Raw genomic sequence first — 12,349 nt, 5'->3', positions numbered from 1 at the left:
CGCCCGGAAAGAACCTTCGCCGTTCCAGCCTTCCATCCCAAGACGGACGGATAAGCATGTCATTTCAGAGTAGATAGCCGATTTTGCAAACGAAAGGTATCAAAACACTACCATTATCCACTCTAACGGCAAAGGCGCGCGGCAGGAGCCCGCCTCAACAGTATCGTAGTGACACATCTGGGTGCCTTACACAATTAATGAACCCTTGCGTTTCCATCGCTCTTAACCTGTTGTTAACACCTTTAAAATTTCGAAGCGGGCCAAAAGCCGATATTTTAGCGATATTTAAGGGACGTTAACCATGTGGTTAGATTTCCACGCCGAATGTGCCGGAATTTAACGGGATCGCCATTCTCCGACCGCACAACAGTAGCAAGCGCGGGCAATACAAGACGGGAGAATTGGCAAATGGCAGCAGTGAGCATCGCTTTCGAAGCACCCGACAATTCCGCGGGGCCTTCGCCTTCCAAGATCCGGCCGATCGATCTTGTCCATCTCGCGCGCCAGACGATGGGCGACAAGACGGTGGAAATCGAAGTTCTCCAGATGTTTGCGCGCCAGGCGCGCGCCTGCCTGCAGGACATTGCCAGCGGCGAGTCCGCCAGGGTGGGTGCTGCAGCGCATCGCCTGAAGGGAGCGGCAAGTTCAGTCGGCGCCTTCCGGGTTTCGCAGTCAGCGGAAGCGGTGGAAGAGAACAATGGCGATGTCGCCGCGATGGCAGCACTCGGTGCGGCCGTTGTCGATGCCGAGAATTTCATTCTGAAACTCTGCCGCGGATAAGGCAGGTCAGGTCAGCAAGAAGCTAGGCCCGCTGTTCCATTTGGGAACGGCGGGTCTTTTTGCGACTTCCTCGATGACGCATTGAGAATGGCGGAGCCTTGCCTGATCTGCGAGGTTTGCAGGCGAAACCGGCATGTTGACTGACGCGCCGAATTATCGGAAGAAAATCCGCCCATCTCCTATGAAAGACCGGAAATCATCCTGATGCCTAAACTTACCATCGTCGCCTTTGACGGAACGCGCTTCGACCTCGATGTCGATCAAGGCTCCACCGTGATGGAGAATGCGGTCCGCAATTCCGTGCCCGGCATCGAAGCCGAATGCGGCGGCGCCTGCGCCTGTGCGACCTGCCACGTCTATGTCGACGAGCAGTGGACCGAGGTCGTCGGCCCGCCGGAAGCGATGGAAGAGGATATGCTGGACTTCGCCTTTGACGTGCGTCCGACCTCGCGCCTTTCCTGTCAGATCAGGATGAAGGCCGCCTATGACGGGCTCACCGTGCACGTGCCGGAACGGCAGGCATAATTCCCCAAAATAGCGGCTTTTTCCAAAAAGAGAGCCTCGCACGCCGGAGGCGAGCGAGGCGAGGCGGGCGCATTACCTACGGATGAGGGAGGAACACCCGCGGCTTCGGAACGCGCCAGGAGAACACCGTCACGAAAGCCAGCTGCCTTACTGCACTTTCGAATATAGTCATATTACCGCGTTCCGGTTGAGTCCACCAGAATGAAAAATGATTGGTAAAAGCCTGGGAGTTCCACAAGCTTCGCACAAGTTTCATTGCGCAGCTAACGATCTGTGCTCGCCTTGAAGGCAAAAAGGGCTTATCTTTCGCCGCCCTTGCCCTTGAGTCGGTTGTTAAGCAGTCTCAGCATCCGATTCTGAAAATTGACCGCCTCGACGCGATCGAATCGGGCTTGCAACTTATCGTGCTCCTCTATCCCGCGAGCCGAAGCATCCGAGACGAGTTCCTGCATGGCTTCGCAGCTGCGCTGCGAAGGAAGCGCCTTGAGTTCGCGTTCCATGACGCGCGCCTGGGTGCGGGCTATCTCGGCATGGCGTTCCTCGTGGCGCCGGATATCGCTCGACAGGGCATCCCAGATCATCGACAGCTCGCGGCTGGCACCCTTGCGGTTGTTCCAGCGCGGCATGATGATCTGTGTGTGGACGGTGACCTTGACGTTGCCGACGCGGCAACGGCCACCTTCCTGGATATAGGTCGCCTCGCCACCGAAACGGATCTTGGTGGCGCCGGGGTGGCGGGCGGAGGAGCCGTTCGCCGTCGGGCCGCGACGACTCAGCTCATCGTCCAGCTGGTCTGCCGTCTTCCCCTTGATATTGAAATAGGAATAGCTTTTCGTCGCAACGACTTCAGCTGCCGCGGGGCCGCAGAGGAAAAGGGCAATCACTGAAAAGGCGACGGGAAGGCGTATATAACGCAACGCAAGCGGCATTCTGAACTGAACCTGTGTTGAAGTTTGGCGGAGCTTGGGGCATAGCCACCACAAGCGCAATATCGGATAGCGGCCTTTTTTCGATAAAGCATGTCGCGCAAAACTGCGCGGCGGTCTTGCGATAACGACATACGTAAAACAAAGGCTTAAAGTGTGGCAAGCGGATCTGGATGATCGCAGACACGCTTTAGCGACGGGATTAGGCTGGTGAAGCAGTTCGACAGCAGTTTCTGGCGTGTGGCCCATGGCCGCGAGATCGAGCTCGGCAAGCGCTCGGTGATCATGGCGATCATCAACGTGACACCGGATTTCCTTCTCCGACGGCGGGCGCTACGACACGGTCGACAGAGCTGTCGCATATGCGCTTCAGGCAGTTGCAGACGGCGCTGACATTCTCGATATCGGTGGTGAGTCGACGCGGCCGGACGCGGCCTCCGTCAGCCCGGCGGAGGAACAGGCGCGGGTTCTGCCCCGTTATCGAAGCGCTCAAAGGGCGCACGCAAGCCCTGATTTCCATCGATACCTATCGCGCGCGGAGACGGCGCGGCGAGCCATCAGTGCAGGCGCCCATATCGTCAACGATGTCTTCGGCCTGCAGAAGGAGCCCGAAATCGCCACCCTGTCGGCTGAAACCGGGGCAGGGCTCTGCATCATGCATACCGGTCGCGACCGGCAGAAAACTTGCCGATATCATCGAAGACCAGGTCTTCTTTCTCCAGCGCTCGCTCGAGATTGCTTCTGCGGCCGGCGTGCTGTGCGACCGGATCGTGCTCGATCCAGGCTTTGGGTTTGCCAAGGAGACGCCGGGCGAGAACCTGGGAGCTGATGGCGCGTTTCGAAGAGCTGCACCGCTTCGGCCTGCCACTTCTCGCCGGCACTTCGCGCAAACGCTTCCTCGGCGCCGTCACCGGCCGGGAGCCGGCGGAGCGCGATGCGGGAACGGCAGCGACGAGCGCGCTGTTGCGCATTCAAGGCGCGGCTGTTTTCCGCGTACACAATGTCGCAATCAACAGGGATGCGCTTGCCGTAGCCGATGCTATGCTGGCTGCCCGGAACGATATTTCCAAAGCGCGTCACGATCCATCAGATCCGCATGCCGCACTTTGAATCTCTGTTTTTTCACATGACGTTACCGCAAAATCGATAGAGAATTTTGCGCGACATGTCTTAGGGGGAGGCCGTCATGAGTACCTATACGATCCTGATGCAGAATTGCGCCTTCTTCGCCCGGCATGGCGTCCATGCCGAAGAGGAATTCCTCGGCCAGCGTTTCTTCGTGGATGCAGAACTGGAAGTGGAAGCTGGCAGCGCGCTGGAAAACGATTCCATCGACGAGACGGTGCATTACGGAACCGCCTTCACCATCATCGAGGAGATCGTCGTCGGCCAGCGGCGCTACCTGATCGAAGCGCTGGCGTTCGATATCGCCAAGGGCCTCTGCAAGAAATTCCCGCAGATCATCAGGGCCAAGATCACGGTGCGCAAGCCGAATGCGCCGATCCCCGGCGTGCTCGATTTCGTGCAGGTGACTGTTGAGCACCGTGCCCGATAATCCATTCCGCCTCGCAACGCTCGGTCTCGGCGGCAATATCGGCGACCCGGTCAAGTCAATGGCGTCAGCGCTTGCGGTACTGGACGCCCATCCGGACTGCCGCGTGGCCGCCGTCTCGCGGCTTTATCGCACGCCGCCCTGGGGCAAGACCGATCAATCCTATTTCTTCAATTCCTGCGCGGCGGTAGAAACGCGGCTTGCACCGGAAGCGCTGCTCGATCTCTGCCTGTCGATCGAACGGGAGATGAAGCGCGAACGCATCGAGCGCTGGGGGCCGCGCACGCTCGATATCGACGTATTGACTTATGAAGGTATCGAGCAGGATGCGCCGCGGCTGGAACTGCCGCACCCGCGCATGACGGAGCGAGGCTTCGTGCTGATGCCGCTTGCGGATATCGCGCCCGGACTCGTGGTCAGGGGCAGGGCGGTTTCCGACTGGCTGGCCGGCGCTGACATCGCGGGTATCGAGATCGCAGACGAGAGCCGCGAGTGGTGGCGCAAGACTTAAGGGCTCATCAAGTGCAGGCTGCGAAACTTGAACGGGCTCGTAAGCCTCGCCCATGCGTCAGAGACCGGTGAGGAATGCATCCGTTTCGGTGATCTCCACCTGCACCGAGAAGCGGCCGCCCAGCAGTTCGAGCGTGGCGTCATGCGTCTCGTCGGCGCTGCTGCAGACGGCATCCTTCAACAGGACGACGCGGTACCCGAGATCGATTGCGCCAAGTGCTGCAGCAAGCACGCAGATATCGGTTTCGCCGCCGGTGATGACGATGGCCCCGACCTTTTCCTGCGCAAGCGTTTCGTGGAGCCGGCCGTCGACCCAGGGAGAGTAGGTTCGCTTGTTGAAGAAGCGGGCAGGCGGCGAGAAAGACTTCAGATCGGCAACGATGTCCACGAGTTCCGGCCGCAGGTGTTCGCCAGTCATCATTGGCCATTTTTCGTAGTAATTCCTCCACATGCCGGGCATGGCATCGGCATTCGGCGGAGGAACGAAGCGCGTGAAAATCGTTCGCTCGGCATACCGTGCCGAGAGTTCAACAATCTGCGGCGACACCGTCGCCATCCATGGCACATGCCAAGCTGTCTGTTCCGCGAACATCCTCTGCATGTCGATGCAGAGATGGATCCAGTTTTCGCGCATCGAACCTGCAGATTCGAGCATTCAAGGCGAATTGATGCTGGGCAGGAAATCCTCGACCTGCTTGCGGTCGGCTGCTGAAAGCGGCTGCACCTGCTCCTGCCAGAAGCGTTCAGCCTCCGGGGGATCCTTCTCCCACTGGCGCACAGTGGTGATGTTGTCGTCGATCTTGGAGCGGCGGTGTCCGCCAAGGCGCAGATATTCCTTGGCGAGCTTCAGGCTCCTGGTTTCCGTATCCGTGTGGGTTGCGTTCATGGCCTTCGTCTCCATAGCTGGGCAGGAGCAAGCCTGCCGTTTACGAAGAACGGCGCGTGGCGGGAAATGATCCGATACCATCACGAAATATTAAAATGGGGAACGTGGCGGCGCCCGAGCGGTTGACCTAACGAGACGGCAGTCAAGCCGCTCTCGCAGACAATTACCGAAAGGAGAATTGATCATGGCAAACCAAGGCGGTTCACACGAACAGCACGTCAAGGCAGGTCAGCAGAGCCACAAGAATACCGGCTCGCAGCAGCAGGCTTCGTCGCGCGACAATCAATCCAGTTCGGGTACCCGCGGCGGCACGCATGAACAGCATGTGAAGGCCGGTCAGCAGAGCCACAAAAACACAAACTAAAACCTGACCGATACAGAAAGGAGCCCGCAGAAGCGGGCTTTTTTCATGTCTACTTTTGAGCGGAGTTCAGTGTCCGCCCACTGGAGATTCACTCATTCGGCTTTGCCCGGATAGTGGTTCTGCTTGAGCAGTTTTGCCAGATGAACCGTATTGCGCGCCAGCATGTCGACTGCCGTCGTGACCGTTTCAGGTACCTGCTTGAGATCGACGAAATTGGTGCTGCCCATGGCTTCGCCCACCCAGTACGCCACAGCATTGGCCGATATGGTGAAGCCGACATCGTTCAATGCCTGATAGAGTTCGGCCGAGACGTGATGCGCGCCATCCTCATTGCCGACAACGGCCACTGCCGCTACGCGGCCATAGGAGACCATACGGCCCTGATCGTCCGTCTCCTCAAGGAAGGCATCCATACGCTCCAAAGCGCGCTTGGCAACGCTGGACGGTTGTCCCAACCAGATCGGCGTGCCGAAAACGAGGATGTCGGCATCGAGAATCATCTTTCGGATATCGGGCCAGGCATCGCCAGGTCCCTCGTCGGACGTCACACCAGGAAGGATATTATGGTCAGCAAGGCGGATCGTTTCCGTCTCCACATCCTGTTTGCGCATTGCTTCGCCGATGAGGGCGAGCATGCGGTCGGTGGAGGAGGGCTCACTGCTGCTGGATTTCAGCGTGGCATTCAGGGCGACAGCTTTCAGGGGCACGATCGATCTCCGGGTTGTTCGTCCGCACACAACCCGACCAAATGCTCATGGTTCCCCACGCCCAAAAAGCAAAAGCGGCGGAAACCCGCCGCTTCAGGAAAATCCGATCCGAATGAATTGCTTACTGGATCGAGCCGACAGCCATTTCATCCACCTGGCGGGTCAGTGTCAGGCCGATGACCGGGATCATCTGGCTTTCGACCTTGACCGAAACGGTGACATTCATGGTCTTGTCGTCCCGCACGCGGGCAATCATCGCACCGTTCAGCTTGGAACGATTGATGCCGACGACGACGGTATCTGCGGTAACGGCGCCGGAAACAACGTCGAGGCCCTTGCCCTCGGCGCCATCCAGGAACTTGCCCTTGTACGTGGAACCGGACTGGGAGATGACGGCCGTCATCGGCTGCTTGAAGACACCGACGCGGCAGGTGCCGTCGAGCTTGATGCCGGCAGCGGAATCATCAGCCGGCGAGCCGACGAGATTGCAGGTGAATTTCGTGCCCTTGTACTTGCCGGCAACGATTTCGCCCGGTCCCTTCCAGGTGCCGGCGATAGATTCGAAGAAGGCTTTGTCGCGGGTTGCGGCAGTGGCGTTGGAAGCGACGTCTGCCACCGGAGACAATGCCGCGGCGGCCAGGCCGCATACAAAAAGAAACTTGCGCGAGTACATGGATTTTCCTTGGCAAACACCACTCGGGAACTGGTCCGAAGTTTTGCCGAAAAATGGTTAATCCTTTCTTTCCGAGGCGCCAAAATGCGTGGAAATACAGGGCTTTCGCTAGGCAATGTTTCTGAGGCGGCGCGTGTAGCGCATTGAATCCGCTGGAATTTTCTGCAGGGTTGATAAGAAGGCCGGAATGTGTCGCAATCCAGCTTTTTCTTAAGGATTGCCGTTTCGCGTCGTCATCGACGGTGTCAAATCACCGATAAAGTCACCGATTCCCGGCCGCTTCAGCGCCCTGAAAGTCAGCGGGCGGCAGAGATCCATGGCGGCAATGCCGATGCGCGCCGTCATCAACCCGTTGATCACGCCTTCGCCGAGTCGCGCCGAGAGCTTCGAGGCAAGCCCATGGCCCAGCACTTGCTGCACGAGGCTGTCGCCGACGGCAATCGAACCGGTTACGGCAAGATGGGCAAGCACGTCGCGCATCAATCTCAGCATGCCGAGCGTGCCGGGGCGACCACCGTACAGTTCGGCCATGGCGCGGATCAGGCGGGCGGCCTCATAGAGCACGTAGAGCAGATCGACGATGGCGCGCGGGCTGACGGCCGTGACGACAGAGACACGCTTGGAGGAATTGACGATCAGCGCGCGCGCCCGGCGGTCAAGGGGGCCAAGGAGTTCGCGCTCGGCAAGCGCAATCAGATGCGGAGCATCGATGACGTCGCCTTCGGTTTCCTTCAGCGTGGCGCGGCCCTTGGCAGTTTCCGGCTTGTTATCGAGCAGGCCCGTCAGGCGGGCAACGACGGCACGGGCCTTGGCAGGACGGGTTTCGAGGATCGCGGCGTCTGCCTCGGCCTTGATGGTCTGCACCGCGGCAAGCCGCATCATGCCCGCCGTCTCCCTGACGACGACGGCGATAACGGCGAGGATGCCGATCGCGAGGACGGCAAGCGCCGTGTAACCCAGCCAGTCGGCACGGCTGAACAGGTCGCGGATCAGCTGGTCGGTCCAGAGGCCGAAGGCAAGCGACAGGAGGATGCCGAAGGCGCCTGCGGCGATGCCGGCAAACGAGGTGCGGCGCTTGCGCGGGGTCGCGACCGGCAGCGGGCTCAGATCCTGTTCCGGATTGAGGAAGGGATCCTCCTCATCCGGCGTCAGCACCACCTCGCCGGAAAAGCTTGCCGGCTTGCGGCGTTCCGCGCGGGGGGATTCGGGTGCTGCGTTTTCCTCCTCATAGGTGAAGGCGGCAGGGGCGCGACGCGGCGGATTGGGCTGGTCGATCGGCGGCTTGCTCATGCGAGGCGGTCTCCGAACAGGAACTGCATGGCGCGGTCAAGACGGATATGCGGCACGGAAAGCTTGATGCCGCCGCCGGTTTCCTCAAGCTGCGGGGGACGGAAGCGCACCACGTTGACATCGGGCAGCTCGACCGTGCTGTCGCCGGCTTCGATGCGTTCGAACAGCGATTGCGGATCTTCCGGCAAGTCGCCTGGGAAGATCGCCGTCTTGCGCTCACCGTCAAAGATCTCGCCGGCGATCTTTTCACCAGTCATAGGCGTGCCGACAATGACGGGCAGGTCGTGGCCGTCGCGCCGCACGGTGGCTTCGCGTGTGGCGCGCACGGAGGCGAGTGCCATGACATCGATGCCGGCGCCGGCCATGCCGATGCGGTCGATGGCGCGATCGACGAGACGGCGCGTGAGTCGATCCAGCCGGTCGTGGCTCTCGTGGTGCAAGTGGTCGGCCTTGGTGGCGGCCACCAGAACGCGGTCGATGCGCCGGCCGAGCAGCGATGACAGGATGGAATTGGTGCCGGGGCGGAAACAGGCCAGCACATCGGTCAGGGCGCGTTCCAGATCCTGCACGGCTTCCGGACCGCGGTTCATCGCCTGGAGAGCGTCGACCAAAACGATCTGCCGGTCGAGCCTGGCGAAATGCTCACGGAAGAAGGGTTTGACGACCACGGACTTGTAGGCCTCGTATCGGCGCTCCATCATCGCCCAGAGCGAGCCATGCTTCGGCCGGCCTTCGGGCGGCAGGGAAAGCGGGGCGAAGGTCAGGGCAGGCGAGCCGTCGAGATCACCGGGCAGCAGGAAGCGGCCGGGAGGAAGGGTGGAGAGAGAACGCTCGTCCGCCTTGCAGGCCTTCAGATAGTCGGCAAAGCTCACTGCGAGGTCGCGGGCGACCATTTCGTCAGCGGGAGCATTGATGTCCGTCGCTCTCGTCAGACCCAACCAGGCGCTCGACAGCTCGGCGCGGATGCCGGTTGCGGCAAGGGCGATGGTTTCCTCGCTGAACGTCCGGAAATCCTTGCCGAGCAGCGGCAGGTCGAGCAGCCATTCGCCGGGATAGTCGACGATATCGATGGAAAGCCGGCCGGGGGAAAACATGCGCGTCCAGGAACTGGCGCTCTGATAATCCAGCGTGATGCGCAGCTCCGAGATCGCGCGGGTGGAATCCGGCCAGATGCGCTCCTTTACCAGCGCGCGGATATGATCCTCATACTGGAAGCGCGGCACGGCATCATCCGGCTGAGGCTCCAGACGCACCGCCGAAACGCGGCCGGACTGCACCGCTTCGAAGAGCGGCAAGCGGCCGCCATGCAGGAGATTATGGACCAGCGAGGAAATGAAGACGGTCTTGCCGGAGCGGGAAAGGCCGGTGACACCGAGCCGGATGGTCGGATTGACGAGACCGCTGGCGCGGTCCGCAAGATTATCCAACGCGATCAGCGCGTCGTCGGCAAAGGATGTCAGGCGTGGCGGCAAATCGGAATCCCTGGTGGCACTGCCTGCAATATAGGGAGGGGCCGCGGCCCGAAAAAGAAGCGGCGCAAAAGCTCAGTCGACGACGAAATCGACGAGACGCCATGCCGAAGTCGTAGCGACATAGTCGATGACAGCGAGACCGGCTGTCGGGAAACCTTTCGGCACCGAGGCTGCCATAGCCTTTTGGCCGATCAGCGCCGATAAGGCTTGCTCCATGGTCGGGTTGTGACCGACGAGCATGACGCTTCCCACATCCTGCGCGTCGATAATTTCGAGATAGGTATCGACGGAGGCGTTATAGAGCGTGTCGACAAAGAGCATGTCGAGCGTTTCGCCCATGGCCCGATGCACGGCCTCGGCGGTGTCGCGGCAACGAAGCGCGGTCGAGCTTATCAGGACATCAGGACGGTAGCCCTTGTCGGCTGCGCGGTCGGCAACAATCTCGGCATCGCCAAAACCCTTCTCGTTCAGCGGGCGGTCGAAATCGCGCTGTCCGGGCTCGGCCCAGGCGGCTTCGGCGTGACGCAGGAGGTAGATCCGGTGCGGTGGAGGCAGGAGGGCGGCCATGGGCAAATCCAGCTTCGAACGGAGCCTTTTCAGTAGCGGTTGCACTCCCGCAACGTCAACTGCCAGCCGGCCTTCAATAGCGCGAAACGCCATGCTCTACACGGCATGTTGAAGGCGAAGCAAAAATCGCGGTTCGGAATAATGGTGAGAAAATAGACTGTTAGCTCAAATTTATGACAGATTTAAAAATCTGTTTACGTGTCTTATTTGGCTTGAATCGCGGATAGCCCTTGGGATATACACCCGGCCAGATGAGATGTTCTTCAGGAGAATCGCGTTGAGTGAGAAGATCGATCTTAGCAATTATGTTCCCTCGGAAGACGAGGAGTTCATGAATACGAACCAGCGAGCTTATTTCAGAGCCAAGCTGGTTGCCTGGAAAAACGATATCCTTAGAGAAGCGCGTGAAACGCTCGACCATCTGGCCGAGGAGAGCGCAAACCACCCCGATCTTGCAGACCGTGCATCCTCAGAAACCGACCGGGCGATCGAACTTCGCGCCCGCGACCGTCAGAGAAAGCTGATCTCCAAGATCGACGCAGCCCTGCAGCGCATCGAAGACGGTACTTACGGTTACTGCGAGGAAACCGGCGAGCCGATCGGTCTCAAGCGTCTCGACGCCCGCCCGATCGCCACGTTGTCGATCGAAGCCCAGGAACGCCATGAGCGTCGCGAAAAGGTTTACCGGGACGAATAATCGCTCCCGACCGGAATTGAAAAAGGCACCGCGGGACGATCGCGGTGCCTTTTTGTTTTACCGGTTTGCTCCGGTGATCCGACCCCGGACTACTTGTCGCGATTGACGCTCATTTCGCCGAAAATGCGGGCAACTTCCTTCTGAAGGGCGGCATCCGCACCTGTCATTGGCGCCATTTCAGGATCACGGCGCGGCATCGAGCCGGGCTGAGGGGAACCTGGCTGTGGGGCAGGGCGCGCCTGCTGCGCATTGGGTACGGGAACCACGCGCTCGGCGGCCGGATTGGCCGAGATTTCCTCATCAAGGATGCGCTGGAAATCCCGGCGGATGGCGGCCGATTGCAGACCGCCATCTTCCGTGGCGACCGGGGCACCGCGCGAGACGGCGGGAATGCTCTGGGCCGGCGGGGTGGATACTTCCGGTTCGATACGCTGCTGTGGCAGTACGCGCTGACGGGCTGCATCGAGGATATCGGCGGCGTTGGCGGTATCGGGCACCGGTTGCGGAGCTGGGCGTTCGGGCTGGCGCGACTGAGGCTGCGACATGCGCTGCGGGATATCGCGCTCGGCACTCAGCGGCGGAGCAGAAACCTGTGGCGCGGAAGCCTGCTGCCCGGACATCGGCGGAGCCACGGCTGGAGCAACCGGCGGCTCGGAACGCTGGCGGATAGGCTCGGCCGGCGGTGCGATGACCGGGACGATGACCGCAGCCGGTGCCGGGCTATAGGGTTCGAGATCGGGTTCGGCGCTTGCCGCCACAGGCGGTGCGACGGGAGCGGCGACCGGCCTCGGCTGCGGCGCTGGTTGCGGCTCGCGGCGCGGCTGGACGACCTCACGCTCCGGAGCGAGCGAACGCTCCTCGACCGGCTGCGGGCGGAAATCACTTCCGGTTTCGGCTTCGGTTTCCGGCAGGATGCGGCTTTCGATGACGATATCGGTCGGACCGCCGATCATGACGAGATGTTCGACATTGTCGCGACGCACGAGCACCAGGCGGCGGCGGGCATCGACGGCGGCGGCATCGAGCACCTGCAAACGCGGCTGGCGGTTGCGCCCGCCACGAACGAAGGGCGAGGGCGCGCGGTTGCGCAGGAACCACAGAACCAGGATGAGCAGGATGAGGGCAATACCGACGCCGCCAGCGGCAAGCAGGAAGCGGCTACCGTAAGCTCCTACAACATCATCGAACATAGGCACTCACTCCATTTCGCATTATGGCACAACAGACGACTTTTCCGCTCCTTAGGCAAGAGCCGCCGGGTCTGTCCAGTCACCGGCGAAGGTGATTTCGTGTTGTGCAGTTATTTGGCCGGCGAGCTCTCGCCGTTACACCAGCGGGCTTGCAAGAAAACTGGCGCGTTTGCCTGTGAATTCAAGCAGTCTGACGAAACCTGCTGTTTT

At 60.6% G+C, this 12,349-nt stretch carries 14 protein-coding genes and 2 pseudogenes; 7 read left to right on the top strand and 9 right to left on the bottom strand.

Features of this window, described 5'->3' with window-relative positions; all coding sequences use genetic code 11:
- Nucleotides 1-408 precede the first annotated feature (408 nt).
- Together LVY75_19865 and LVY75_19860 are read left to right on the top strand one after the other, a co-directional pair.
- Nucleotides 409-780, top strand: coding sequence for an Hpt domain-containing protein (locus tag LVY75_19865; GenBank protein XAZ25402.1), 372 nt, complete (start codon nt 409-411; stop codon nt 778-780).
- 204 nt (nt 781-984) lie between these two features.
- Nucleotides 985-1,305, top strand: a complete 321-nt coding sequence (locus LVY75_19860) for a (2Fe-2S)-binding protein (protein XAZ25401.1) — start codon at nt 985-987, stop codon at nt 1,303-1,305.
- A 299-nt stretch (nt 1,306-1,604) separates the two neighbouring features.
- Here LVY75_19860 and LVY75_19855 read toward each other — a convergent pair whose 3' ends face one another.
- Nucleotides 1,605-2,234 carry a DUF922 domain-containing protein gene (locus tag LVY75_19855; GenBank protein ID XAZ25763.1) on the bottom strand — a complete coding sequence of 210 codons (630 nt, stop codon included), beginning with the start codon at nt 2,232-2,234 and terminating at the stop codon, nt 1,605-1,607.
- A 307-nt stretch (nt 2,235-2,541) separates the two neighbouring features.
- Between LVY75_19855 and LVY75_19850 the strand changes: the two are divergent.
- From LVY75_19850 to folK, 3 genes and pseudogenes are all read left to right on the top strand, one after another.
- A pseudogene (locus tag LVY75_19850) lies at nt 2,542-3,341 on the top strand (dihydropteroate synthase).
- Between the two features lie 76 nt (nt 3,342-3,417).
- Nucleotides 3,418-3,786 carry a dihydroneopterin aldolase gene (folB, locus tag LVY75_19845; GenBank protein ID XAZ25400.1) on the top strand — a complete coding sequence of 123 codons (369 nt, stop codon included), beginning with the start codon at nt 3,418-3,420 and terminating at the stop codon, nt 3,784-3,786.
- Nucleotides 3,776-4,294, top strand: coding sequence for a 2-amino-4-hydroxy-6-hydroxymethyldihydropteridine diphosphokinase (gene folK, locus LVY75_19840; protein ID XAZ25762.1), 519 nt, complete (start codon nt 3,776-3,778; stop codon nt 4,292-4,294). The genes folB and folK overlap by 11 nt, the downstream gene beginning before the upstream one ends.
- A gap of 57 nt (nt 4,295-4,351) precedes the next feature.
- Here the strand turns inward: folK and LVY75_19835 are convergent, their stop codons facing one another.
- A complete protein-coding gene (locus LVY75_19835) occupies nt 4,352-4,927 on the bottom strand; it encodes a cysteine hydrolase (GenBank protein XAZ25399.1) in 576 nt (191 codons plus the stop codon).
- Between the two features lie 21 nt (nt 4,928-4,948).
- Nucleotides 4,949-5,164, bottom strand: a pseudogene (locus LVY75_19830) (hypothetical protein).
- A 199-nt stretch (nt 5,165-5,363) separates the two neighbouring features.
- Between LVY75_19830 and LVY75_19825 the strand changes: the two are divergent.
- On the top strand, nt 5,364-5,543 hold the full coding sequence (locus tag LVY75_19825) for a hypothetical protein (protein XAZ25398.1): 180 nt from the start codon (nt 5,364-5,366) through the stop codon (nt 5,541-5,543).
- 92 nt (nt 5,544-5,635) lie between these two features.
- Here the strand turns inward: LVY75_19825 and LVY75_19820 are convergent, their stop codons facing one another.
- The 5 genes from LVY75_19820 to LVY75_19800 all read right to left on the bottom strand — a co-directional run bounded on the left by LVY75_19820 (nt 5,636) and on the right by LVY75_19800 (nt 10,252).
- Complete coding sequence (locus LVY75_19820) at nt 5,636-6,250, bottom strand: flavodoxin family protein (GenBank protein XAZ25397.1); 615 nt, start codon at nt 6,248-6,250, stop codon at nt 5,636-5,638.
- 121 nt (nt 6,251-6,371) lie between these two features.
- The gene (locus LVY75_19815) at nt 6,372-6,923 is read right to left on the bottom strand and encodes a hypothetical protein (GenBank protein ID XAZ25396.1); all 552 of its coding nucleotides are present in this window, start codon (nt 6,921-6,923) and stop codon (nt 6,372-6,374) included.
- Between the two features lie 210 nt (nt 6,924-7,133).
- Nucleotides 7,134-8,213 carry a TIGR01620 family protein gene (locus LVY75_19810; protein XAZ25395.1) on the bottom strand — a complete coding sequence of 360 codons (1,080 nt, stop codon included), beginning with the start codon at nt 8,211-8,213 and terminating at the stop codon, nt 7,134-7,136.
- Nucleotides 8,210-9,685 (bottom strand): YcjX family protein, encoded by a 1,476-nt coding sequence (locus LVY75_19805; GenBank protein ID XAZ25394.1) that lies wholly within the window; start codon nt 9,683-9,685, stop codon nt 8,210-8,212. Before LVY75_19805 ends, LVY75_19810 begins: the two co-directional genes overlap by 4 nt.
- Before the next feature lie 72 nt (nt 9,686-9,757).
- Nucleotides 9,758-10,252 carry a histidine phosphatase family protein gene (locus LVY75_19800; protein XAZ25393.1) on the bottom strand — a complete coding sequence of 165 codons (495 nt, stop codon included), beginning with the start codon at nt 10,250-10,252 and terminating at the stop codon, nt 9,758-9,760.
- A 277-nt stretch (nt 10,253-10,529) separates the two neighbouring features.
- On the opposite strand from LVY75_19800, the gene dksA reads away from it, so the two are divergent.
- Nucleotides 10,530-10,949: an RNA polymerase-binding protein DksA gene (gene dksA, locus LVY75_19795; GenBank protein XAZ25392.1), complete on the top strand. Its 420-nt coding sequence runs from the start codon at nt 10,530-10,532 to the stop codon at nt 10,947-10,949.
- A gap of 89 nt (nt 10,950-11,038) precedes the next feature.
- On the opposite strand, the gene LVY75_19790 is transcribed toward dksA, so the two are convergent.
- On the bottom strand, nt 11,039-12,139 hold the full coding sequence (locus LVY75_19790) for a flagellar biosynthetic protein FliO (GenBank protein XAZ25391.1): 1,101 nt from the start codon (nt 12,137-12,139) through the stop codon (nt 11,039-11,041).
- Nucleotides 12,140-12,349 lie beyond the last annotated feature (210 nt).

It is taken from the genome of Sinorhizobium sp. B11, from assembly GCA_039725955.1.
GTDB lineage: Bacteria > Pseudomonadota > Alphaproteobacteria > Rhizobiales > Rhizobiaceae > Rhizobium.
The sequence above is the reverse complement of the archived record's forward strand: the minus strand, read 5'-3'. Positions and strand labels throughout refer to the sequence as shown.